Source organism: Kordiimonas lacus (genome assembly GCF_001550055.1).
Taxonomy (GTDB): domain Bacteria; phylum Pseudomonadota; class Alphaproteobacteria; order Sphingomonadales; family Kordiimonadaceae; genus Kordiimonas; species Kordiimonas lacus.
This window is the reverse complement of record NZ_LRUA01000002.1, coordinates 424,319-446,664: the sequence shown is the minus strand read 5'-3', so window position 1 is coordinate 446,664 and position 22,346 is coordinate 424,319. Positions and strand designations below refer to the sequence as shown.

General features: G+C 58.7%; 14 protein-coding genes. 5 read left to right on the top strand and 9 right to left on the bottom strand.

Annotation, left to right across the window (positions count from 1 at the left end):
• Nucleotides 1–18: 18 nt before the first annotated feature.
• From KORLAC_RS03175 to KORLAC_RS03165, 3 genes are read right to left on the bottom strand one after another with little or no spacing between them, the layout of a single operon-like run.
• The gene (locus KORLAC_RS03175; RefSeq protein WP_068302828.1) at nucleotides 19–1,230 is read right to left on the bottom strand and encodes an alginate export family protein; all 1,212 of its coding nucleotides are present in this window, start codon (nucleotides 1,228–1,230) and stop codon (nucleotides 19–21) included.
• Nucleotides 1,231–1,276: 46 nt separating this feature from the next.
• Nucleotides 1,277–2,980 carry a bifunctional protein-serine/threonine kinase/phosphatase gene (locus KORLAC_RS03170; RefSeq protein WP_068302822.1) on the bottom strand — a complete coding sequence of 568 codons (1,704 nt, stop codon included), beginning with the start codon at nucleotides 2,978–2,980 and terminating at the stop codon, nucleotides 1,277–1,279.
• 29 nt (nucleotides 2,981–3,009) lie between these two features.
• A complete protein-coding gene (locus KORLAC_RS03165; RefSeq protein WP_068302821.1) occupies nucleotides 3,010–4,488 on the bottom strand; it encodes a NarK family nitrate/nitrite MFS transporter in 1,479 nt (492 codons plus the stop codon).
• 324 nt (nucleotides 4,489–4,812) lie between these two features.
• Here KORLAC_RS03165 and nirB point away from each other — a divergent pair, with 324 nt between their 5' ends.
• Genes nirB through cysG form a run of 4 tightly spaced genes read left to right on the top strand, consistent with a single transcriptional unit; the run spans nucleotide 4,813 to nucleotide 11,645 of the window.
• The gene (gene nirB, locus KORLAC_RS03160) at nucleotides 4,813–7,266 is read left to right on the top strand and encodes a nitrite reductase large subunit NirB (RefSeq protein ID WP_068302820.1); all 2,454 of its coding nucleotides are present in this window, start codon (nucleotides 4,813–4,815) and stop codon (nucleotides 7,264–7,266) included.
• A 5-nt stretch (nucleotides 7,267–7,271) separates the two neighbouring features.
• Nucleotides 7,272–7,616: a nitrite reductase small subunit NirD gene (nirD, locus tag KORLAC_RS03155; RefSeq protein ID WP_068302819.1), complete on the top strand. Its 345-nt coding sequence runs from the start codon at nucleotides 7,272–7,274 to the stop codon at nucleotides 7,614–7,616.
• Nucleotides 7,613–10,261 carry a nitrate reductase gene (locus tag KORLAC_RS03150; protein ID WP_068302814.1) on the top strand — a complete coding sequence of 883 codons (2,649 nt, stop codon included), beginning with the start codon at nucleotides 7,613–7,615 and terminating at the stop codon, nucleotides 10,259–10,261. The genes nirD and KORLAC_RS03150 overlap by 4 nt, the downstream gene beginning before the upstream one ends.
• Nucleotides 10,251–11,645 carry a siroheme synthase CysG gene (gene cysG, locus KORLAC_RS03145; RefSeq protein ID WP_068302811.1) on the top strand — a complete coding sequence of 465 codons (1,395 nt, stop codon included), beginning with the start codon at nucleotides 10,251–10,253 and terminating at the stop codon, nucleotides 11,643–11,645. Before KORLAC_RS03150 ends, cysG begins: the two co-directional genes overlap by 11 nt.
• A 69-nt stretch (nucleotides 11,646–11,714) precedes the next feature.
• On the opposite strand, the gene KORLAC_RS03140 is transcribed toward cysG, so the two are convergent.
• The 3 genes from KORLAC_RS03140 to KORLAC_RS03130 form a co-directional block, all read right to left on the bottom strand.
• Nucleotides 11,715–12,599, bottom strand: a complete 885-nt coding sequence (locus KORLAC_RS03140) for an ROK family protein (protein WP_068302808.1) — start codon at nucleotides 12,597–12,599, stop codon at nucleotides 11,715–11,717.
• A 3-nt stretch (nucleotides 12,600–12,602) separates the two neighbouring features.
• Complete coding sequence (locus tag KORLAC_RS03135) at nucleotides 12,603–14,501, bottom strand: alpha-amylase family glycosyl hydrolase (protein ID WP_160328586.1); 1,899 nt, start codon at nucleotides 14,499–14,501, stop codon at nucleotides 12,603–12,605.
• A 147-nt stretch (nucleotides 14,502–14,648) separates the two neighbouring features.
• Nucleotides 14,649–17,111 carry a TonB-dependent receptor gene (locus KORLAC_RS03130; protein WP_068303162.1) on the bottom strand — a complete coding sequence of 821 codons (2,463 nt, stop codon included), beginning with the start codon at nucleotides 17,109–17,111 and terminating at the stop codon, nucleotides 14,649–14,651.
• A 231-nt stretch (nucleotides 17,112–17,342) separates the two neighbouring features.
• On the opposite strand from KORLAC_RS03130, the gene KORLAC_RS03125 reads away from it, so the two are divergent.
• Complete coding sequence (locus KORLAC_RS03125) at nucleotides 17,343–18,932, top strand: sodium:solute symporter (protein ID WP_068302802.1); 1,590 nt, start codon at nucleotides 17,343–17,345, stop codon at nucleotides 18,930–18,932.
• 157 nt (nucleotides 18,933–19,089) lie between these two features.
• Here KORLAC_RS03125 and KORLAC_RS03120 read toward each other — a convergent pair whose 3' ends face one another.
• From KORLAC_RS03120 to KORLAC_RS03110, 3 genes are all read right to left on the bottom strand, one after another.
• On the bottom strand, nucleotides 19,090–20,100 hold the full coding sequence (locus KORLAC_RS03120; RefSeq protein ID WP_206594848.1) for a LacI family DNA-binding transcriptional regulator: 1,011 nt from the start codon (nucleotides 20,098–20,100) through the stop codon (nucleotides 19,090–19,092).
• A 153-nt stretch (nucleotides 20,101–20,253) separates the two neighbouring features.
• On the bottom strand, nucleotides 20,254–21,129 hold the full coding sequence (locus KORLAC_RS03115) for a DUF1295 domain-containing protein (RefSeq protein ID WP_206594847.1): 876 nt from the start codon (nucleotides 21,127–21,129) through the stop codon (nucleotides 20,254–20,256).
• 47 nt (nucleotides 21,130–21,176) lie between these two features.
• A complete protein-coding gene (locus tag KORLAC_RS03110) occupies nucleotides 21,177–22,346 on the bottom strand; it encodes an acetyl-CoA C-acyltransferase (RefSeq protein ID WP_068302789.1) in 1,170 nt (389 codons plus the stop codon).

Genomic DNA, 22,346 nt, shown 5'->3' with positions numbered 1-22,346 from the left:
GGCCGAGGCAACATGTTTCTAGAATTTGGCGGCGAGTGTCAGCCAGACCTTGTCTGTATCTGCCCCAAAGCCGTCGGCGTTATAGAAAGCCGCCTTCACGCTTGCCGTCAGATATTTGTTGATCTTCTTCGACACCAGAAGGTCGATCTCGCTGCCGTAGGATGTATCCCCAACGTCACTTGAGAAATCATGATACACGGCCTTGAGGAGCATGCCCTTGAGCGGCCCTTCCCCACCAACCTTGTAGGCGACGGAGGCATAAGCGTCCTCAAGCCCCGCGCCGGGCGTGGCCAGGAACTTGTCGGCCCAACCATTGAACTTATGCAGCGTGGCCAAAGGTGTCTTGAAACTGATGCCATCGTCGCTGCCCAGCAGTTCATACCCGAGCTGCGCAGTGAAACCGCTTGATGATGCGCTCAGGATGGCACCCCAATAATCCGCCGTATAGTCCGCTGGGTTGTCCTTATAGTCGGACTGGCTGGCGTATTCGAGCTCATAGCCAAGCTTGACCTTGTCCGTCACCTTGGTGCCTCCGGCAAAGCGGATGCCCAGCGTGCTGCTGGACAGGCCAAAAGCGCCCGCGTCGTTCATATCCAGCAGATAGCCGTAGGCCGTGAGCTTGCCGAACGGCAGCCCCGAATAGGTCACATTGAAAATCTGGGTGTTGGTATCAAAGTCGCCCGCCGGGTGGTCGTTGCCGAAAATCCGGTTCACATTCCAGATATAGCCATAGGAAGCCGTCAGGTCCTTGCCTGCTGAGAAGCTGGCCAGCACACCGTCATAGGTCTGGTCATTCTGGCGAAAGCCCACGGTGCCGATGAAACGCTGGTTATCAAGGTTGATGCCCTGGCGCCCGGCCTTCACGGTCACGAATTCCTGCTTGAACATCAGGTAGGCCTGGTTGAGTTCCGTGATATCCGGGTCTGCCACCACCGGGCGGGTGATGTTGCCGTTTACGGTATTATTGTAGGTTTCCTTGCCAACAACTGTGGTGTTTGTGGCCTCCACATAGGCACTGAAGCCCTTCAGATCGCCGGTTTTATACCACATTTTGGTCAGCAGCGTTGAAGCGGCGGCGTTCTTATTGAAACCGTCCTGGTCAACAAGTTCCAGCCGGTAGCGCAGGTCAAGGCCCGCTTTACCGTCGGCAATGATATTCTGTGCTTCGGCGGCACCTGTGGCAAATAATGCGAAAATACTTATTGCTGTGAATGTAAATGGCCTGGCCATAAAGCTTTCTCCGGGCGGGTTATGAATTGTACTGCTGTGCAGGCCCCTAGCGGGTCCACAAGGCGAGCAGAAGGGCTAAAAAGAGGAGACAGGAAACTGTCTGCCAGAAGGCGACGGGGTTCTTTTCAATGAAGGGCCGATCGGTACTGGTGAAATTAACGTTTGCTTTCCGCAGGTCGACGGCAAGCTCCGACAGCGCTGCTTGACGGGTCGCTGGATCTTTCGAGACCGCCTTTTCAAGAGCACCATCTACCCATGTTGGCACATCAGGGCGCACCTGCCGAAGTGACTGATATGCCGCTTTCTTGACCTGGCGAGCTGACTGAAATCCCCGCCTGTACGGTAATTCACCTGTCAGCATTTCATAGGTGATGGCTGCTATGGCATACAAATCGGACTGTTGGTTGGCCCGACTGCCATTCACCAGCTCCGGCGCCACATAGCCAACGGTACCCATAGCGTGCTCTGGTGCGAACTCCGGGGCAGCCTCTTCAAGGCCCAGAATACGAACACTCCCGAAATCAACGATCTTCACGGTGCCATCCCGGTCAATCATAATATTGTCGGGTTTCAGGTCTTGATGAATGATCTCCTTGCGGTGCAAAGCCCGCACACCAACGATGATCTGGTCAACAATATCCCGGACGGCGTTCAGCTCGGGTGACGGGTTATCAGCCATCCACTGCCCCAGCGTCTGACCCTCGACATATTCAACCAGTGTATATAGGAACTGGCGTTGACGCTTGGGCACAATGGTCCGCGCAACATGGGGGCTGGCAACCGTCTGCCCCACCCATTCTTCACGGGAAAAACATTCGAGAAACACCGGATCGTCGCGATAGTTCACGGACGGCGTTTTCAAAACCAGTTTATCACCCGTTTCGTCATCAACGGCCAGATACACCTGCGAGCGCGGGCTGAGATGCAATTCGCGAATGATCCGATAGCCATCCAGCCGCATACCAGCCTCCAGGTCCGGCGGGAATGGTAGTTCGGTCAATGTCTTGTGGAACGCGTCCTCGTCCCTTGTGCCCACTGCGTCCACGCGGATAATCTGGCAGGTCACATTATCAGGGCTTCCCTCTGCCAACGCCTGCTCAACCAATTCCTGCGCAGCCTTGTCAAAGTCCCCGTCACTGGCCTCGATACATCGGGCCACTTCGTCGTCCGACACATAGTCGTGCAGCCCGTCAGTCGAGAAAAAGAAAATGTCCCCGGTTTCCAGCGCCAGGGTGCGGTAATCCACATCAAGATGTGTACCAGCGCCCATGGCCCGGGACAGGAACTCACGCCCTGCTTCCGAACTGATCTTGTGGGCCTGGGTAAGTGGTTCCAGCACCCCGCCACGCAATAGCGCGATCCGGCTGTCACCAACGTGAAAGATAAAGGCGGCACCCCCCTTCAGCACAAGGCCAGAAAAGGTACTCGCCATATCCAGGTCACTGCCAAACCGGGCCAGGCTTTGCCCGTTCAGCCACCGGTTGGTGGCTGAAAGGACCCGGCTGGCAGCCGTTCTTGCGGCCCAGGAGGCCGGCGCGTCATAATAGTCGGCAAGGAAGCTTTTGATGCAGGTCTCGCTGGCTTCCTTCGCGGCCTGGCTCACACTCAGGCCATCCGCGATCGCAGCTGCGATGCCTTTGTTATCCAGGAGCGCCCCTTCGGGCACCAGCACGCCGTAGGAATCGTCATTCCGATCCTTCGCGCCCTGGTCGCTATATTGCCCGATCGTGATGCTCAACGGCTCTTGCATCAATTGTATCCCTGCCGACGTCATGTGATTTAGGCCACTTCGATCATCTGCACGGTACCATCCGGCAACACTTCTGCCATGGTACCAGCCGGCTCACGCATGAACAGTTGGGTGATAACCAGGGTCAGCACCGCTGCCGCCGCAATCACCAGGAAGAATATCTGCGGTGATACAAATGACAACACGGTCAGAAATGTCACGCCGCCGATGTTGCCATAGGCACCAACCATACCAGCAATTTGACCGGTCAGGCGTCGCTTGATCAGAGGGACTGCAGCAAACACCGCGCCTTCGCCAGCCTGCACGAAGAACGAACAGGTCATAGTCATGACAACGGCTAGCGGCAAGAACCAGGTAGCGTCAATCTGCGACATGCCGAAATAGCCGAACGACAAACCACCAAGCAGAAGCACCAGCATCTTCTTGCGCCCGAATTTGTCGCTGAACAGGCCCCCAACAGGGCGGGCCAGCAGGTTCATGAAGGCAAAGCTGGCGCCAACGGCCCCGGCTGCCACGGCCGACATCTCGAACGTATCCATGAAAAACAGCGGCAACATGGACACAACGGCCAGTTCGGAACCGAAGGTCACCAGATAGGCAAGGTCCAGTACTGCCACCTGCCGGAATTCATATTTGTGAATGTCCGCGATCGGCTTCTTGAGCGCAGGAAGGTTGATCTTGAGGATGTAAAACACCTGATAGGCATAAAGCCCTGCCAGCACCGCATAGATGGCGGTGGTTACCCCGAAGCTCAGGACCGACAGGTTGGCTGGGCCCAGCTTCCAGGCCAGCAGTGCCAGCGCTGCCAGAAGCGGCGCTTTCATGAAAATATAAAGCGCCAGATCACCATAGCTGGTCACTTCCATCGCGCCAGCCTTCTTCGGCTTGAAGTAGGTAGACCCTTTAGGCGTGTTGCGCACAGAGCGGTAGAAAACGAAAGCATAGGCCATGGCAATCACGCCCGTCAGACCCACAGCGTAACGCCAGCCCTCAGGCCCACCGAACAGAAGTGCAATCGACGGCAAGCTAAGAGCCGCAGCCGCGGAACCAAAGTTACCCCAGCCGCCATAGATGCCCTCGGCCACACCCAATTGCTTGGCCGGGAACCATTCGCTGATCAGACGGATACCAATCACGAAACCGGCACCAACAAAACCCAGCAGGAAACGGAAAAGCGCCAGCGTCTCGAAACTGTCGGCCGTGGCAAACAACAGACACAGCACACCTGATATCACCAGCAGAAGTGCATAAACGAGACGTGGACCGAACTGGTCAACCAGCATGCCAATGACGATACGCGCCGGGATCGTCAACGCCACATTGAGGATCAAAAGGGTTTTCACCTCCTGGTCCGAAAGGCCGAACGTATCCCGGATAGACGCCATCAATGGGGCGTGGTTGAACCAGACAGCAAAGGACAAAAAGAAAGCAAACCAGGTGAGGTGGAGCACCTTGGTCTTACCGCTGAAGGACAATAAGTTCAGCCCTGACGAGGATGAATTGGACATGGAGAGGGTTCCTTACTTGAGCAATGCGTTTTGAGTACGCAGCCCCTATCAGCAAGGCATGTGCCAAACGATGGCCATAATATTTAAATCAATTAAAACAAAAACTTAGATGAAATCTGCTTTCAAAGTGGGTCAGAACCACTGCTATTTAATGCATAATATTTAACCATTGATTATTTATTGATCATTTTCTGAGCCCGCAAAGAGACCCCTCCCACTCACGAAACTTTCTAACTCATTGTTATTATTATATTTATTTCCAATTGACACAACTGGCACACCCCTTGCTATCCAAAGGGCAAACACATTTTCTAGGGAAGAGAAATGAAGGAAAAATTAGTAGTTGTCGGTAATGGAATGGCCGGCATGCGCACCCTTGAGGAACTCCTCAAACGGGCACCAGACAAGTATGACATCACTGTCTTCGGGTCTGAGCCCAGACTTAATTATAACCGCATCATGCTCTCACCGCTGCTGGCGGGCGAGAAAGCCTTTGAAGATATCATCCTCAATGATTGGGACTGGTATGAAGCCAATAACATCACACTTCGGGCTGGCGACCCCATTGTCGGCATCAACCCTGCCAAGAAGACCGTGATTTCAGGGCGCGGCCGTGAGCTTGAATATGACAAGCTTCTGCTCGCCACCGGTTCGGAGCCCATCATCATCCCCGTGCCTGGCCATACCAAGGAAGGCGTCATCACCTTCCGCGACATGGGCGATGTGGACCATATGATCAGCGCGTCAAAAACCCGGCAGAATGCGGTTGTCATCGGCGGCGGTCTTTTGGGGCTTGAAGCTGCTTACGGCCTTTCGACCCTGGGCATGCGCGTGACTGTGCTACACTTGGCCGACCACCTGATGGAACGGCAGCTTGATAGCGCCGCAGGCAACCTCTTGAAGAACGAGCTGGGCCAACGCGACATCCATGTTGTGACCGGCGCCGACACCGCCGAGATCCTGGGCGAAGAGCGCGTCGAAGCCGTGAAGCTCAAGGATGGTCGCTCCTTCGACGCAGACCTTGTTGTTATGGCCGTTGGCATTCGCCCCAACACGTGGCTGGCGAAATCCCACGGCATCGAGACCGGGCGCGGCATCAAGGTGGATGACCATATGGTCACCAGTGATCCGGATATCCTCTCGGTTGGTGAATGCGTGGAACACCGCGGCCTATGCTACGGCCTTGTGGCCCCCATCTGGGACATGGCCAAGGTCCTGGCGGACAAGCTGGCGGGCATTGAAAACCCGGGTTACACAGGCTCTGTGCTGTCGACCAAACTGAAGGTCACAGGTATCGACCTGTTCTCTGCAGGCGACTTCCAGGGTGGCAAGGATGTGGAAGACATCGTCTTCCGCGATGCGGCACGCGGCGTCTACAAGCGTGTCTGCATTCGTGACAACAAAGTTATCGGCACCGTCCTCTATGGCGACACGGCCGACGGCCCCTGGTACTTCCAGCTCCTCAAGGACGAAGCGGACATCTCAGACGTCCGGTCAACCATGATCTTCGGCCAGGGGTTCGAGGAGGGCCAGGCCGCCGACCCTTTTAAGGCAGTGGCCGCCCTCAGCGATGACGCAGAGATTTGCGGCTGCAACGGTGTCTCGAAAGGAGATATCGTAAGCGCGATCAAAGGCGAAGGCCTGACATCACTGGATGAGGTGAAAACCTGTACCAAGGCGTCTGCTTCCTGCGGCTCCTGCACGGGGCTTGTGGAGCGATTGATCGGCTTCACGCTGGGGGACGAATTTGTCGCAGACGATGGGCCAAAGCCCATGTGCGGCTGTACCCACCTGCCGCACGACGATGTCCGCCGCCTGATCAAGGCCAAGGAACTGAAGACCATCCCTGACCTCTATCAGGCACTGGAATGGACAACGCCTGATGGCTGTTCAAGCTGCCGCCCTGCGGTGAACTATTATCTCCTGAGCGCATGGCCGGGCGAATATGTGGATGACGCGCGCTCGCGCTTCATCAACGAACGCGTCCACGCCAACATTCAGAAGGACGGCACCTATTCTGTCGTGCCGCGCATGTGGGGTGGGTTGACGTCAGCCAAGGAACTCAGGGCCATCGCCGATGTTGTCGACAAGTTCGACATCCCGACCGTCAAGGTAACCGGCGGCCAGCGGATCGACCTGTTCGGCGTGAAGAAGGATGACCTTCCGGCCGTCTGGGCCGACCTGGGTGCTGCCGGCATGGTTTCCGGCCACGCTTACGGCAAAAGCCTGCGCACAGTAAAAACCTGCGTGGGGTCTGACTGGTGCCGCTTCGGCACGCAGGACAGCACCGGTCTTGGCGTCAAGCTTGAGGAAGAAACCTGGGGCAGCTGGATGCCGCACAAGTTCAAGATGGCGGTTTCGGGCTGCCCTCGGAACTGCGCCGAAGCCACCATCAAGGACTTCGGGGTCGTGTGCGTCGACAGCGGCTACGAGCTGCATGTAGGCGGCAACGGCGGCATCCATGTGCGCGCCACAGACCTACTCACCAAGGTCGCGACCGAAGAGGAAGCCATCGAATACGCCATGGCCTTCGTCCAATTGTACCGCGAAGAAGCGCGGTATCTGGAACGCACCGCACCCTGGATCGAACGGGTGGGGCTTGAGTATGTCCAGGACCGCCTGATGCGTTCAGACGAAGAGCGCCTTGAACTCAGGGACCGCTTCCTCAAGAGCCAGGAAGGCGCACAGGTTGACCCCTGGGCCGAACGGGCAAAAGGCGTGGATGCGCATGAATTTCAGGCGCTGCCCTCCCCCAAACAACTTGCGACAGTGGAGTAAGGACCATGGCACAAGACACCTCCCCTACCCTTGTCTGTCACCTGGACGACATCCCGGAAAAAGGCGCGCGCCGCGTGCCCACTGCGGCCTTTGAAGTGGCCCTGTTCCGCACGTCTGACGGCTCGGTTTTCGCGCTCAGGAACGAATGCCCGCACAAGAAAGGCCCTCTGTCGGAAGGCATTGTGCATGGCCATTCGGTGACATGTCCGCTCCACAATTGGGTGATTGACCTGAAGACCGGCCAGGCCATGGGCGCAGACGAAGGCTGCACCCACGCGCTTAAAGTAACCGTTGGTGAAGACGGCAAGGTTTATGTCGCCCTGCCCGCCCTTGAAGGAGCCGCCGCATGACCACACGCACCACAACTTGCGCCTATTGCGGCGTCGGCTGCGGTGTGCAGGCGGTCTTCGGTGGTGACCGACTGGAAATCAAGGGAGACCCCGAACACCCAGCCAATGCCGGGCGACTTTGCTCGAAAGGGTTGGCGCTCGGGGACACCCTTGACAGCGAAAGCCGCCTCAAGGCCCCCATCGTTGACGGTTCTGAGGTGCCCTGGCCCACAGCCGTTGAGGCGGTAGCCAGCCGCCTCAAGGCCACCATCGATGAGTTTGGGCCAGACGCCGTAGCCTTCTATGTGTCAGGCCAGTTGCTGACCGAAGATTATTATGTCGCCAACAAGCTGATGAAAGGCTTTATCGGCAGCGGCAATATCGATACCAACTCCCGGCTTTGCATGTCGTCGGCGGTTGCGGGCCACAAGCGGGCCTTCGGCGCCGATATCGTACCCGGCGACTATACGGACTTCGATGAGGCCGACCTGGTTGTCCTCACGGGCTCCAACCTGGCCTGGTGCCACCCGGTGCTGTTCCAACGCCTGAAAGCAGCCAAGGAAAAGCGCGGCACCAAAATTGTGGTGATTGACCCGCGCCGTACCGAAACCTGCGACATTGCAGACCTGCATATCCCGATCATGCCGGGCGGCGACACGCTTTTGTTCGGTGGTCTACTGGCACACCTTGATGCCACCGGCGCTGCCCCCACCGCCTATTCCGACAACCATGTTGACGGGTATGTTGAGGCCATTGAGGCGGCCAAAGCCGACCTTGAAAAACTGACTGTTGCTGCGCAAGAGCGTGGCATTAAAGAAGAAATCAACGCGTTCTTTGACCTGTTCGCCAAAACGGAAAAGGTCGTCACGCTTTATTCCATGGGTGTGAACCAGGCAAAAGACGGCACGGACCGCGTCAATGCCATCGTCAACTGCCATCTGGCCACCGACCGTATCGGCAGGCCAGGCATGGGCCCCTTCTCCATGACCGGCCAACCCAACGCCATGGGTGGCCGCGAAGTGGGTGGGCTTGCCAACATGCTGGCGGCCCACATGGATTTCACGCCAGAGGCGACCGACCGTGTCGCCCGCTTCTGGGATGCCCCCAACATGGCCACAAAACCCGGCCGCCGCGCGGTTGATATGTTCGACGCCATCCATGACGGCCGCATCAAGGCTGTGTGGATCATGGCCACCAACCCGGCCGTCAGCATGCCGAACGCGGGCAAGGTACGCAAAGCGCTCAGCCGCTGCCCCACCGTTATCGTGTCCGACTGCGTGGCAGGCACCGACACACAGAAATATGCCCACATTCGCCTGCCCGCGCAGGGCTGGTCCGAAAAAGACGGCACCGTTACGAATTCCGACCGCACGATCAGCCGCCAGCGCGGCTTCAGCGCACCGGTGGGTGAGGCCCGGGCCGACTGGCAGATCATGACCGCTGTAGCCCAGGCCATGGGGTGGGGTGAAGCATTCCCTTACACGCACCCGGTGCAGATCTTCCGCGAGCATGCCGCGCTGACTGCGTTTGAGAATGGTGGCAGCCGCCCGCTTGACCTTGGGGCGTTCGCAGACATCAACAGCGTGGACTATGAAACACTCGCGCCAACAAAATGGCCCTTCCCCAAGGGAGCCGAGGCACCCCAAAAACGGCTGTTTGCTGATGGCATCTTCCCAACACCGAACCGAAAAGCACGCATGATTGCCGTGCGCCATCAGCAGCCCGTGAAAAAGGGTGCAGACGGAACCCTTTTGCTGAATACCGGGCGCTACCGCGACCAGTGGCACACCATGACACGCACGGGCCTGGCCCATAAATTGACCGGCCACCGCGCCGAACCATTGCTGGACATCCACCCCAGGGATGCCGCCCGGCTGGCTATCGCGGATAAAGCTTTCGTCTCGGTCAGGAACGATCGCGGCAGCGCCACTGTCCGCGCCCGGATCACGACTGACCAGGCACCCGGCGAAGTGTTCCTGCCCATGCACTGGAACGACCAATGTGCCGCAGATGCGCGCACCGGCAGCCTGATCGCGCCGATTGTGGACCCCCATTCCGCCCAGCCTGCCTTCAAGGCAACGCCAGTTCGCGTCCAGGCGTTGCAGATGGCCTGGAAGGGGTTGCTGTTCAGCCGTTCCGCCCTAACTGTTCCATCAGAATATTGGAGCAGAACAAAACTCGAAAGCTGCCTGCTCACCCGACTGGCAGGCAAAAGCTTTGCTCAGATCGCGGCCCTGCAGGACACACTACTTGAGGGCGCGGATGAGTGGCTTGAAATGGGGGATGCCGGTACTGGCAGCCTCCGACTGGCCTTTATCCGCGACGGACAGCTGGACACCCTTTTGTTCGCGGGCGAGGACCTTTGCGGCGTGAATATCGACTGGCTCAGCTCCTTGTTCACGGGCCCGCTTGACGACAGAGACCGCCAACTGCTGCTGGCCGGGCGCAGCCGGGGCATGCAGTTCGACAAAGGCCCCATCGTTTGTTCCTGCTATCAGGTTGGCCGCAAGCAAATTGCCGAGGCCGTCAAGGCACAGGGCCTCTGCAGCGTGGACGCCATCGGGCGAACAACGGCGGCCGGTACCGGGTGCGGGTCCTGCATCCCGGAACTGAAAGCCTTACTGCCCACCCCAAAAAAAGAAAAGGAGACAGTCGATGCAGCCTGAACCCCTGTTTCCAGTCTCACTGAAACTGAAAGGGCGCACCTGCCTGATCCTGGGCGGCGGCCCCATTGCACTGGCAAAACTGACGCCACTTCTGGACACCGGCGCCCAAATTAGGGTGATTGACCCCGCACCCCTTCCAGGAGTCACTGACCTGGCAAAGGCCGGCAGGATCGCGCTGGAAGCCGGGCCGCTGGCACCCCATCACTGCGACGGCATCACCCTGGCGATCGACAGTGGTGAATATGCTGACGGCACCGCCCTCCTACGCCGTGAGGCCGACAAGCGGAACATCCTGCTCAACAGCGTCGACCAGCCTGACGCCTGCGACTATTTTACACCTGCCGTTGTCAGGCGCGGGCCAATACAGGTGGCCATTTCAACCGGCGGTGCGGCGCCTGCGCTTGCGCGCACGCTCCGCCAGATGCTGGACCGCCTAATGCCCGCTTCCCTCGGCGACCTGGCCCAAAAGGCCGCGGACATGCGCGCGCATGTTCAGGCCACCATGTCCCCGGCGCGCCAGAAAAGTTTCTGGAACACGCTGTTCTCAATGAGCGCCATTCGGTCTCTTGCCACGAGCCGCGCCGACACACTGATCGAACAGGCCATGACGGCCGCGCCGCCGGCAGGCCATGTGACGCTGGTTGGCGCCGGGGCGGGTGCCGCGGATATGATCACCCTCAGGGGCCTGCGCGCGCTTGAAGAAGCCGATGTCATCCTGCATGACGCGCTGCTGGATCCAGCCCTGTTGCGCCACGCCCGGCGCGATGCGCGCATCATGGCAGTAGGCAAAAGATGCGGCAAACATTCCACCACCCAGGACTTCATCAACAAAACGCTGGAAAATTTCGCCCGTCAGGGCAAGCAGGTCGTGCGCCTCAAATGTGGTGACCCGTTCATTTTCGGGCGGGGCGGCGAGGAGCTGTTCCATCTTCAGGAAGCCGATATCCCGGTAACGGTAATCCCCGGCGTGACCGCAGCTTCGGTCGCGGCAGCTGAATATGGCTTCCCCCTGACCCACCGTGGTGTCGCCCGGCGCACCACCTTCATGACAGCTGCCACAAACAAGTCATTGCCGGCAGACAAGGCAAACTGGGACGCCTTACTGCAGGGCGGAACCATTGTTCTCTATATGGCCAAAGCCGGGCTTGAAGCCACTTTGGCTGCCATGCGTGACGCAGGCATCAACTCGACAATGCCCATTGCGGTCGTCTCTGACGCCGGGCGCACAACCAGCGACAGGAAGGCTGGATCTTTGGGCAGTTTTCTGGCTTCTCCACCTGAGCTAGGCGATGCGCCAGCCCTCGTGGCAATCGGCGAAGCTGTGGGGCTGGCAGCCAACGCAGTTGCAGAATATAAAGACGATCTGCAGCGATACTATCGCTAACATCCGCTTTTGGCCCGAAGCGGGCTTCAAGGCAATGTTCCGCCCCCCCGGCTCCCATGCCGGTGAGGGCTAGGAGCAAAGCGCGAACGCCCCAGCCAACCCCGAAACACCGCCAAGGGATTGCGGCACGATGTAACTATCCAGCCCGCCTGCGCGCGCAGCGACCGGCACGTAGCTGGCAAGTGCTTTGGCAAACTCCTGCCGCACTGCCTCAATTAGCCCGGGGCGTGCCATCACGCCACCACCAAGGACGATCTTCTGCGGGGACAGCATCAGGGTGATGGACCGGCACATCTGCGCCAGGTAAAAGGCCTCAAATTCCCAGGCCTTATGGCCTTCGGGCAGGTCCTGACCCGGCACACCCCAACGTTCTGCGATTGCCGGGCCTGCGGCCAGCCCTTCAAGGCAGTCATCGTGGAAGGGGCAAACCCCCGCAAAGGCTTCATCACCCGGCGCACGCGGCATGGGGATATGGCCGATTTCCGGGTGCAGCAGGCCGTGCACCAACTTGCCATTCACAAAGGCACCACCGCCAATGCCGGTGCCAACTGTCACGTAAACGGCGCTGTCGCAGCCGCGCGCATGGCCCCATCGCACTTCAGCCAGAACAGCGCCGTTCACGTCAGTATCCAGCACTGTGGGCATGCCCCGATGCTGCTTGAAATAGTCTATGAAATTGGTACCAGCCCAGCCCGGCTTGGGTGTATCCAGAAGCGCACCATAGGTGGCAGAGGCCGGGTCCAGGTCAAGTGGGCCGAAAGCAGCAATACCAAGGCGCTCTACCGGTCCGTGCGTCGCAGCGGTGTCGGCAAAAAAGTGGGCGCACAGGTCCAGCGTTTCCTCGGGCGTGGTGGTCGGGAACGTGGCCTGGGCGATGATATCATCGTGCCCCCGACCGACTGCACAGATAAATTTGGTGCCCCCGGCTTCAACCGCGCCAATCAGCTTGCTCATCCCCTACTCCGTCTTCTCACCCAGTATCCAGCGGCACTGGTACGGACCCAATTCATTAAGGCGCCGCCCGCAGATGCCGTTCAAGGGGCTGATATCCCGCGCCCCGGCCCCAAGCACTTCTTCAATGACGCCCGCATCCACAGACTGTTCGCTGGCGCTGAAATTTGCAAGACACAGCATGACCTCATCTTTCGCAGGGCGGACGAATGCCAGCACATGGTCGTTGCCAGCGTCAAGGTAGCGCGAGCTGTTCATCGCCCCCAGAAGCGGCAAATGCTTGCGCGCCTTGATGAGAGACCGGAGCCCGGCGCGCACCCGCGCATAGGCGCTTTGGTGAACAGGGGTAAAGCCTTCAAGCCCGTCCGGCATCACCGGACGGTGTAGCCAGCGGCCGTCTTGGTGCGCCGGACTGTCGGCGTGGCCATAATCGTTCAAGAGCGCCAGTTCGTCGCCCATATAGATGAGTGGGATACCGTCGAGCGCCATGGGAACGGCATGGAGAAGCAGGATTCGGCGAACGGCAAGATCGAGCGCTATGTCGTCGCCTGCCTCAAGCGCCGCCTCAAGCCCCGCGAGCGATGCCAGCGTGCCGTTGCTGCCAGCGAACGCCTCGCCCGGCACCGGCTGGAACCTGCGGCCGCGCGCGAAGCTGCCGTCCACCTCGCCCGCATAGAAGCGCCACAGCCAATTCAAGTGCTCGTCACTCGCGCCCCATTCGGCGCCTTTGGTGTCCCTGAGCGCCGCCCAGCCGATATCATCGTGGCAGCGGGCATAATAGACCCATGAAGTGCCCTCCGGTTTTTCCGGCAGGGCCGACAGCATATCGTAAGCCGGTTTCGCACTGCCTGTCGCCAGGCTGTCCCACAGCGCCGCCATCGCGGCGTTATGGTACGCGAGCTGGCATTCCTTGCCTGCCTGGTCCGCATGGCCAAAATATTTGGTGATGTGCCGCGCCCCGGCCATGGCTTCCGCCTTCAGCGCCACGCCTGGCGCCACGATGGAGACTGCGGCGCGGAACAACTGGATCAGCACATGGGTTTCCGGCAGGTTGCGGCAATGGGTCCCGAGCTGTTTCCAGACATAGATGGCGGCGTCCAGGCGGAAGATTTCAACACCCCGGTTCGCCAGTTGAAACAGGTTATCCAGCATCGCCAACAGGACCGCCGGGTTATGGTAATTCAGGTCCCACTGATAGGGATAGAAGGTTGTCCAGACCCATTTTTCTGCGTCCTCCACATAGGTGAAATTGCCGGGCGCCGTCTGAGGGAACACTTCATCAAGAAGCGGCTCAACCTGATCCGGCACCGTGCGGTCGGGATACATGAAATAGAAATCCTGGAATGCCTTTTCACCGGCGATGGCGCGCTGGGCCCATTCGTGTTCCCGCGCTGTGTGGTTGAACACGAAATCGAGGCACAGGCTGATGCCCGCATCCCGCAGGTCGCTGATCAGGCCTTCCAGATCATCGATACTGCCCAGATTGTCGTTGGTCGAAAGATAATCCGCGATGGCGAAACCACCGTCGCTGTCGCCCTTCCGCGCCTTCAGCACGGACAGCAGGTGCAAATAGGTGACCCCCAGTTCCTGAAGGTAGGGGATCTTCTGCTTCACGCCGCCAAAATCGCCCGCGAACCGGTCCGGGTAGCACATATAGCCCAGCATCTTCGCGTCCTGATACCAGGGCGTGTCGGCAGCTGCCCGCGCTTCATCCAGCGCCTTCAGGTGCTGGGGCCTCGCATCATATGCCCGCCATACAAGGTCGATCAGCCGCTGATGCCAATCCGCGAAATCGGTGCGCTTGCCGTAAAGGGCCGTCAGCGCCGCGTGCAGATCACCGCCGAACCGGGCCATACGGCCATCAAAGCAGGGGTCACCATGGGTATGTGCGGTCTGTTTGCTCATTTGCATCAAAACTCAATTAACAAAAAGGGGCGGTGCGGCCCTGTGTATGGATTTGGGGGGACAGAGCCGCACCAAGGGAAAACCTGTGCCATGCCGATAAGGGATGGAAGAAACATGGCACAGGCGTACTTGGGCTCACATGAGCGCCTAGAAGACGTACTTCAGTGTCAGCGTCGTGGTGCGTCCATTGATGGACCGCGCACGGATCACATTGTCCACGCCTTCGACGATGGATCCTTCTTCGGATTCCGTCAGGCCCACGGCGTCAAACAGGTTGTTGACATTGAGGCTGAGTGTCAGCCCGTCGACAATCTGATAACCCGCGAATGCGTTGACCTGCGCATAGCCGGGCATAACCAGCTCGTTGCTGTCCTGCGCATAGGCCTTGGTGGTGCCGATCATGTTGGCACCGAAGAAGAAGCGGTCGGCCGTATAGCTGGCCGTCGCCTGATAGATGAAATCAGCCTGCCGGCGCGGTGTGTTGCCAACAACCGTCGGATTGAGGGCGTCCTTGGAGATTTCCGCGTCCGTATAGGTGATCCCCGCCGTCAGGTCGAACGGGCCATTGAAGTAGCTGGCTTCAAGCTCCAGCCCTTTAGCCTTGTAGGTGCGGTCGAAGAATGTCTGGGTCGTGGCCTCGAAATTCTGTTCCTGCGTTTTGGCATAGAAGCCGGTCGCAAACAGGCCGAAGCTGCCGGTACGGTATTTGACGCCCAGCTCATACTGGTCAACCATATCAACCGCATCTTCCTCTGCGACAGACCCATCAGCATTCACCTTGCCAAACAGCAGGCGGTCGGCATTGGCACGGCCACCGCGGCTGGCGCGGGCAAAGACGGCGAGATCATCGTTGAAGGCATAGTTGGCGCCGACAGACCAGGACCAGTAGCTCCAGGTATAATCGACCGGCATCGGGTTGGCGTTATCCACCGCCGACACGCTCTGCTCAGGCACCGAGATGGTGCCGTCCTGGTTGACGTCCAGGTTGGCCATCTGCACTGCGCCCGCATAGGTGCCGGACGCACTGCCCCGGTCATAGCGCACGGACACATCAGCCGTCAGGTTGCCCTGCATGTAGCTGAGTGACGCGTAAGGCGCATCAATATCGTAGGACGTGTCATAATTGCGGGTGCAACAGTTGCCCCAGAAAGGCACGCCGTAGGCGATAAGGCCGTTCTCGGTCACTGCGTTGCCGTCTGCGTCAAACACGTCCAGAAGGGCTGCCGCATCACCTTTGATTTCCATCAGATAGCTGTTCCATAGCCAATCCATGTCGATCGACTGACTGGATTTATAGTAACCGGCCGACAGGTCGATGGCCGCGCCACTGTCCATATCCACGGATTTGGTGACTTTGAAATCATTGGCAAAATTGCCGAAATCGTTGATTTCCGTGTCGAACACATGCATGCGCATGGCAAGTCCGTTGCCGTTCAGGCTGGAGGGGCTTGTGATCGCCTCGCCTGCAGACGGGCCGTTGGCATAGGCAAGCGTCGCGCCCGTTCCACCGATGGATTCGGCGATGGTGGAGGCGTCCGCCACCTGGGCCGGGAATGGCGACACGAAGCGGCCCTTGGTGCTGGCCACACGGATCTTGTTGGTGATGTTCCAACCATCTTCGAAGTCGAAGTTGAATTCGCCGCCTACAGCCGTGCTGACTGGGTGCATGCCGTCCGCTACATCAGACGTGCGGCGCGCGCCATTGCCGTCCAGCCCGAAGTTGCTCTGAAAGAAGGGGCTGTGTGGCGTATCGCCGGACACATCAAACCCTTCAACAGAGCCGATTTCCGGATCGGCATTGGTGCCGGAAACCAGTACGGGCATCGGCAGATAGCCAATGGACCGGTCATTCAGGTGCTTGAAGTAAAGGCGTACGAAGCCGTTTTCGAATTCCTTGGTGATATTGGCTTTGATCTGGCCGCCCTTGTTGCCGTTATAGCCAGCTTCGCGCGGGCCTTCGCCAACGCGGTAGAAGCCTGCAACATGGAAACGGAGGTCATCGCCGATCGGGCCACCATAGGCGAAGTCCGCCCGCGTGGTGTTATAGTCAAGGCCGCGCGTGAGCGCGAGGCTGCCGCCTTCTTCTTCACCGGTGTTGGAGATGAAGTTGATCACCCCGCCTGGCGAGTTGGACACGAATGTGGAGGCCGACCCACCGCGAACCGCCTCGACTCTCCGGATGGAATAATCGGCGCGCAGGAAAATATCGGCGTTACCAAACGCAATGTCGCCAAACTCCATGACCGGCAGGCCGTCTTCATGGAGCTGCAGGAACTTGGCGCCGCCAGCCGCCACCGGCAAACCGCGTACAGCAATGTTGGCATTGCCTTCACCGCCTGTCGATTCGGACCGTACACCCGGGATGTTACGGAAGATTTCCGCGGCCGAGCGTGGTGCATATTTCTGAATCTCGTCGGGGCTGACGGATGATACAGATACACTGGACATCATTTGCGATGTTGAGTTGGCAACTGCTGTTACCACGATTTCTTCAAGGGGCATCTCTGCTGGTTTTTGCGCATCAGCTGCATCATCCGCAGCATGGGCACCTGCCGCCATCACCATGGCGGATGTGGAAACCAGCAAGCCGTAAGGGCTATATTTCTTCATCATAAACCTCCCCAGGTCATTGTAATCAAAAACTCTGCAAAGAGCCTCCCAAAGCTCAATGCACCTTCCACAGCTTCGAGTCATACGCTCATGTGCAACCGGTTGCAAGAACTTTATGCAACCGGTTGCGTAATTTATTTTTTACGCTATGGTAAAAGCAACCTGTCCACCGCCATACTATGCCAACGGGAAGGTCGGCAGCCGGTGGGCTTCATATTCTGGGAGGGGCAAATGCCTGATTTTGGCGTTTCGATGCATCCGGTGGATCTGGCGATCCTGGCTGCCTATTTTGTTTTTGTACTGACGCTTGGGGTTATGCTTGGCCGCAAGCATGAAGACGCCGGCGACTATTTCCTGGCTGGCCGCAAGATGGTCTGGCCTTTCATCGGCCTTTCGCTTTTCGCGTCCAATATTTCCTCTACCACGCTGATCGGGCTGGCGGGAGACGCCTATGCCACTGGCATTTCAGTGTTCAACTACGAATGGATGGCAGCTGTTGTCCTGGTGTTCTTCGCCATCTTCCTGCTGCCTTTTGTGTTGAAATCCGGCGTATTCACGATGCCCGAGTTCCTGGAGCGCCGCTTTGACGCCCGTGCCCGGCTGTATTTTTCCGGCCTGACCATCTTCCTGAATATTGTGGTGGATACCGCCGGCAGCCTGTTCGCCGGTGCGCTGGTGGTGAAAATGGTTTTCCCCGCCTTGCCCGTGTGGCAGATCATCGCGATTCTCGCGCTCGTGGCTGGCATCTATACCATGATGGGCGGGCTTGCAGCCGTCATGTACACAGACGCCATACAGGCAGGCCTGCTGCTGATTGGCGCGGTGGTGATTTCCATCGTGGCGTTTGACAAAATCGGCAGCTGGGAAGCTGTCACCGCGGCAGTATCAGCAGACAAGCTGAGCCTTATCCGCCCCCTGGATGACACCAGCCTGCCCTGGCTGGGGCTGGCAACCGGCGTACCGCTGATCGGCTTCTATTTCTGGTGTACCAACCAGTTCATGGTGCAACGGGTGCTTTCCGCCAAATCGGTACAGCACGGCCAGCTGGGCAGCCTGTTTGCAGGCGCGCTGAAGCTGCCGGTGCTGTTCATCATGGTGCTGCCGGGCACCTTTGCGATCCTCCTGTATCCGGACCTTGAGCGCGCCGACCTGGTGTACCCAACCCTGATGTTTGACCTGTTACCCACCGGCCTTCTGGGCCTTGTGATTGCAGGCTTTATTGCGGCGCTGATGTCGCAGATCGACAGCACGCTAAACTCTGCGTCCACGCTGGTAACGATGGACTTCATCCGCCGCGCGCGCCCCGAAGCCACTGGACAGGAGCTGATGAAAACCGGCCGCTGGCTGACCTTCATCTTCATGATCCTGTCGGTCCTGTGGGCGCCGCAGATCGAGAATTTCGGATCCTTGTTCAAATACCTGCAGAAGATCCTGTCCTACAGCATTCCGCCTGTGGTGGTGCTGTTCCTGGTGGGCACCTTCTGGCGCCGCGCCAACGCCACCGGCGCTTTCTGGACCATCCTTGTTGGCACTATCGCAGGCGTCGGCCTTTTCATAGCCAATGAAGTGGTCGGCGCAACATCGCTCCACTTCCTGTATGCCGCGCCGATATTGTGCGCGCTGTGCACGGTGATCCTGATTGTCGCCAGCCTGATGTCGCCCGCGCCGGGCACGGACAAGCTTGACGGCCTGACCTGGACGACCGACGTATACCGCGCGGAAACGGTGGCGCTCAAGGGCACGCCCTGGTACGCCAACTATCGTGTTCTGTCGGTGATCCTGCTGACGGTCACTGCCCTGTTGGTAATCAGCTTCGCCTAGTGAGGGGGATTTTAAGTTCCCTTCATTCTTGGAGGCGCGCTTCTGGGAACTTAAAATCCCTAAACCTCACTAGAATAAAAGACTTAGTATCGTTTCAGAATCTGAAGTTCGCAAATTGCCTGCCTCAAATGATAAGGCGAACTTCAGATTAACGATACTAGGTCGAGGCGCGTTCGACAATCTCGGTATCCAGCATCAGGGGGGCAGGCTTGCCTCCCTGAATGATTTCAAGAAGACGGGATACGAGTTCCTGCCCGCCACGCTGGCAATCCTGCCGCACGGTGGTCAGCGGCGGGCTATAGTATGATGACAGCGCAATATCGTCATACCCCACGATTGCCACATCTTCGGGAATGGAAAGCCCGCGTTCCCTAAGCGCCCGGATCGTCGCCATCGCGATCACGTCAGAACAAGCAAAAATTCCGTCAACAGCTTGGCCGCTGTCAAGAAAATCTGCCACTGCCCTGTAGGCCGCTTCGCCACCAAAGGGCGTTACAACTTCAAGGCTGGCATCCACATCCAGGCCTGCCGCAGCAAGCGCATCCTGATACCCGGCGTACCTGAGCGCCACCTCGGGCAGGCGCCGGTCCCCCAGAAACGCAATATACCTGCGGCCGCGTTCGATCAGATGGCTGCTGGCCTTTTTACCGCCCAGGCGGTTATCGCTGCCCACCGTGCAATAATGCTGGCCATCAAGGAGGCCGCCCCACACAACGAATGGTGTGCTGCCTTCCGCCAGCTTGTTGATTTCTTCATGCTGGGTGCCCTGCCCCACCAGGATCACACCGTCACAGGTGCCGCGCTCAATATGGTCCCGCGCCCACTCTTCGGCACTGACAGACGATTTCGCCAGCAGAAGCTCGTGGTTCTGGTCATTCAGCGTATCTGCTATGCTGCCCAGAAGCTCCAGAAAGAAGGGGTCGGAAAGCCGCCAGTCCTTCTCTCTGGTATCCGGAATCAGCACAGCGATTGTCAGCGTTTCCTTGGTGCGAAAATTCCGGGCGCGCTTGTTCAGGCGGTAGTTATGCTCTTTCGCCAGCGCCGCAATCTTCTGCTTCGTCTCCTGGGGAATAAGCGGGCTGTCAGCCAGAGCGCGCGACACTGTCGACTTGGAAACCCCCGCGAGTTTCGCCAAATCTGCCATCTTGATTGGCGGCTTTTGTGTCAACCCCACTCTCCCTACGATACGCCCATGCAACTGTTGCATAACACTAGGAGGGGTTTATTTGGTTTTCAAGGGAAACGACAATTCATGCACCGCATGAAGCCCACAGTCCGCTTTCGCCCCATTGCTGACAGAGGCACTTTCCCTATTGCTACGCTACCGCGCGTTCGAAGGAGGGAGCGGCAAAAGGCGCGAAGTTCGTTTCAGGTAAGCCTGATAGGATGGGTCTTCGCCCCATCTCTTTTTGCCGAGCTTCTCAAGAAGCGGAATCCCGCTGACCTTCGTGAGCAGGAAATAGACAAAGACCGGTGAAATCAAGACGATCCACTCCATCCCGCTCAGGAGTGGAATGGAGATCACAAAAATGCCCGACCACAGCAGCAGCTCGCCAAAATAGTTGGGGTGCCGCGACCATGCCCAAAGGCCGCTCTGGATGAACTTCCCTTTGTTTTCCGGGTTGTTCCTGAAGGCTTTCTTTTGGCTGTCCGCCACGGCCTCAAACGCAAAACCAACGACCCACATGACGACACCCGCATAGAAAGCAGCGCCCAGCGGGGCTGTGTCAGCCGATGTAATAATCATAAACGCCGCAGCAGCCGTCAGCGTTACCCACGCACCCTGGATGGTCCAGGTAACAAAGAAACGTGCCGGATTGGACCTGATTTCCGTAAACCGTTTGTCCTGGCCGTCAGCCCTGATCCGGGCAAAAAGGAAACTGCCGAGGCGCACTGTCCAGATGATTACCAGCACGGCAACAACAAGCGCCCGTTCATGCAGCGGCGCACTCAGTAAACAGGCAGCCACGATCGTTACCAGGTAGGAAACGGAACCCATCAGGTCATAGTATTTTTCGGTCTGGGCAAGCGCCGCCGGAACAAAAGCAATCCAGTTCACCGCATAGGCCAACAGGCCGCACACCACCATCACCGGCAATCCAAATACCTGTGGGCCTTCGCCCCCCGCCAAGAACATGGTGCCCAAGCCAATCGTCGTTGCGATCAGGGCAACCATCATGGATTTCAAAAGCTTCATCATTTCTTCCCTTGTGTGCCTTGCCTCAACGCTGCGTCCCTGATCGGTCAGGACAGTCGTTCAATGATCATCGCTGACCCGAGCCCGGAAGCGCCGGAGATGGCAGCCATGCCGGTGGTCCGGTCTTCCCTCTCCAGACATTCCAGCAGCGTTGCCAGCAAAATCCCGCCCGTTGCGCCCATGGGATGCCCCAGCGCGATCGCCCCGCCACCTGTGTTCATACGGTCCGGATCAATATCCAGATGTCGCATGAACTGGATGCAAACAGCGGCATAGGCTTCGTTGAACTCAAACAGATCAATGTCAGACGCGCTCATGCCCGCTCTATCCAATACCTCGCGCGCGGCCTTCAGGCCACCGGTCAAGGAAAGGAGCTTATCATCTGCCACGGTCGCATAGCTGACAATTCTTGCTTTTGGCCTCAGCCCGGCGGCCTCACCGGCGGCAAGATCCCCCACCAGCAGCATGGAAGCCGCGTCAGCCAACGCCGGTGCATTCCCGAAGGTGTGGATATGATTGACTGGCGCGGCATCCGGATAGGCCGCCAGAAAAGCCTGATCGGCGATCATGGGCCCGAGCTTTTCGGCCATTGGCTCCATGCCTGCGAGGCTTTCGGCCGTCACGCCCACGCGGGGGGTTTCATTGCTGGTAACCCTGCCATGTGGTGTTTCGACCGGGATCACTGAGGCGGGAGTTCGTGCCTGCGCCCGTGCCTGTGAGCGTGCGGCATAGGCATCAGCTTCCTCGCGGGAGATGCCTTGAAGGGTCGCCACGAAATCCGCCGCGAACCAGAGGGGCACAAAGCCGGTGCGCTGCATCATCTTCGGGTCGCTATAGTAGGGGCCGCCGTCGGAGAAGGGCGCAACACGGGACATACTCTCCACCCCGCCGGCGAGCTGCAGGCTGTTTTGCGCGCTGCCTTGAAGTGCTGCGGTCCAGATCGCATCGAGGCCCGAGCAGCAGAAATTATTAAGGGTCAGCGCAGCTGTGTGCTCAGGCAGGCCGGAAAGCAACGCCGCAGTGCGGGCGATATGCCCGCCCTGCTCGCCAGACTGGGTCACGCAGCCGGCAAAAACACCCGCTGGGGCCGCGTCTGGCGCGCGGGCAAGCATGCTGTCAATGGTGCCTGCCAGCAGATCGGCCGGGGCAACGCCGGACAAGGCACCGCCCTTACGGGCAGCACCGCGAGGCGTATAAATAGCGTCGAAGATATACAT

Coding starts and splice junctions, on each gene's coding strand:
- KORLAC_RS03175 (WP_068302828.1), bottom strand. CDS start 1,230: ATGGCCAGGCCATTTACATTCACAGCAATAAGTATTTTCGCATTATTT.
- KORLAC_RS03170 (WP_068302822.1), bottom strand. CDS start 2,980: ATGCAAGAGCCGTTGAGCATCACGATCGGGCAATATAGCGACCAGGGC.
- KORLAC_RS03165 (WP_068302821.1), bottom strand. CDS start 4,488: ATGTCCAATTCATCCTCGTCAGGGCTGAACTTATTGTCCTTCAGCGGT.
- nirB (WP_068302820.1), top strand. CDS start 4,813: ATGAAGGAAAAATTAGTAGTTGTCGGTAATGGAATGGCCGGCATGCGC.
- nirD (WP_068302819.1), top strand. CDS start 7,272: ATGGCACAAGACACCTCCCCTACCCTTGTCTGTCACCTGGACGACATC.
- KORLAC_RS03150 (WP_068302814.1), top strand. CDS start 7,613: ATGACCACACGCACCACAACTTGCGCCTATTGCGGCGTCGGCTGCGGT.
- cysG (WP_068302811.1), top strand. CDS start 10,251: ATGCAGCCTGAACCCCTGTTTCCAGTCTCACTGAAACTGAAAGGGCGC.
- KORLAC_RS03140 (WP_068302808.1), bottom strand. CDS start 12,599: ATGAGCAAGCTGATTGGCGCGGTTGAAGCCGGGGGCACCAAATTTATC.
- KORLAC_RS03135 (WP_160328586.1), bottom strand. CDS start 14,501: ATGAGCAAACAGACCGCACATACCCATGGTGACCCCTGCTTTGATGGC.
- KORLAC_RS03130 (WP_068303162.1), bottom strand. CDS start 17,111: ATGAAGAAATATAGCCCTTACGGCTTGCTGGTTTCCACATCCGCCATG.
- KORLAC_RS03125 (WP_068302802.1), top strand. CDS start 17,343: ATGCCTGATTTTGGCGTTTCGATGCATCCGGTGGATCTGGCGATCCTG.
- KORLAC_RS03115 (WP_206594847.1), bottom strand. CDS start 21,129: ATGAAGCTTTTGAAATCCATGATGGTTGCCCTGATCGCAACGACGATT.
- KORLAC_RS03110 (WP_068302789.1), bottom strand. CDS start 22,346: ATGTATATCTTCGACGCTATTTATACGCCTCGCGGTGCTGCCCGTAAG.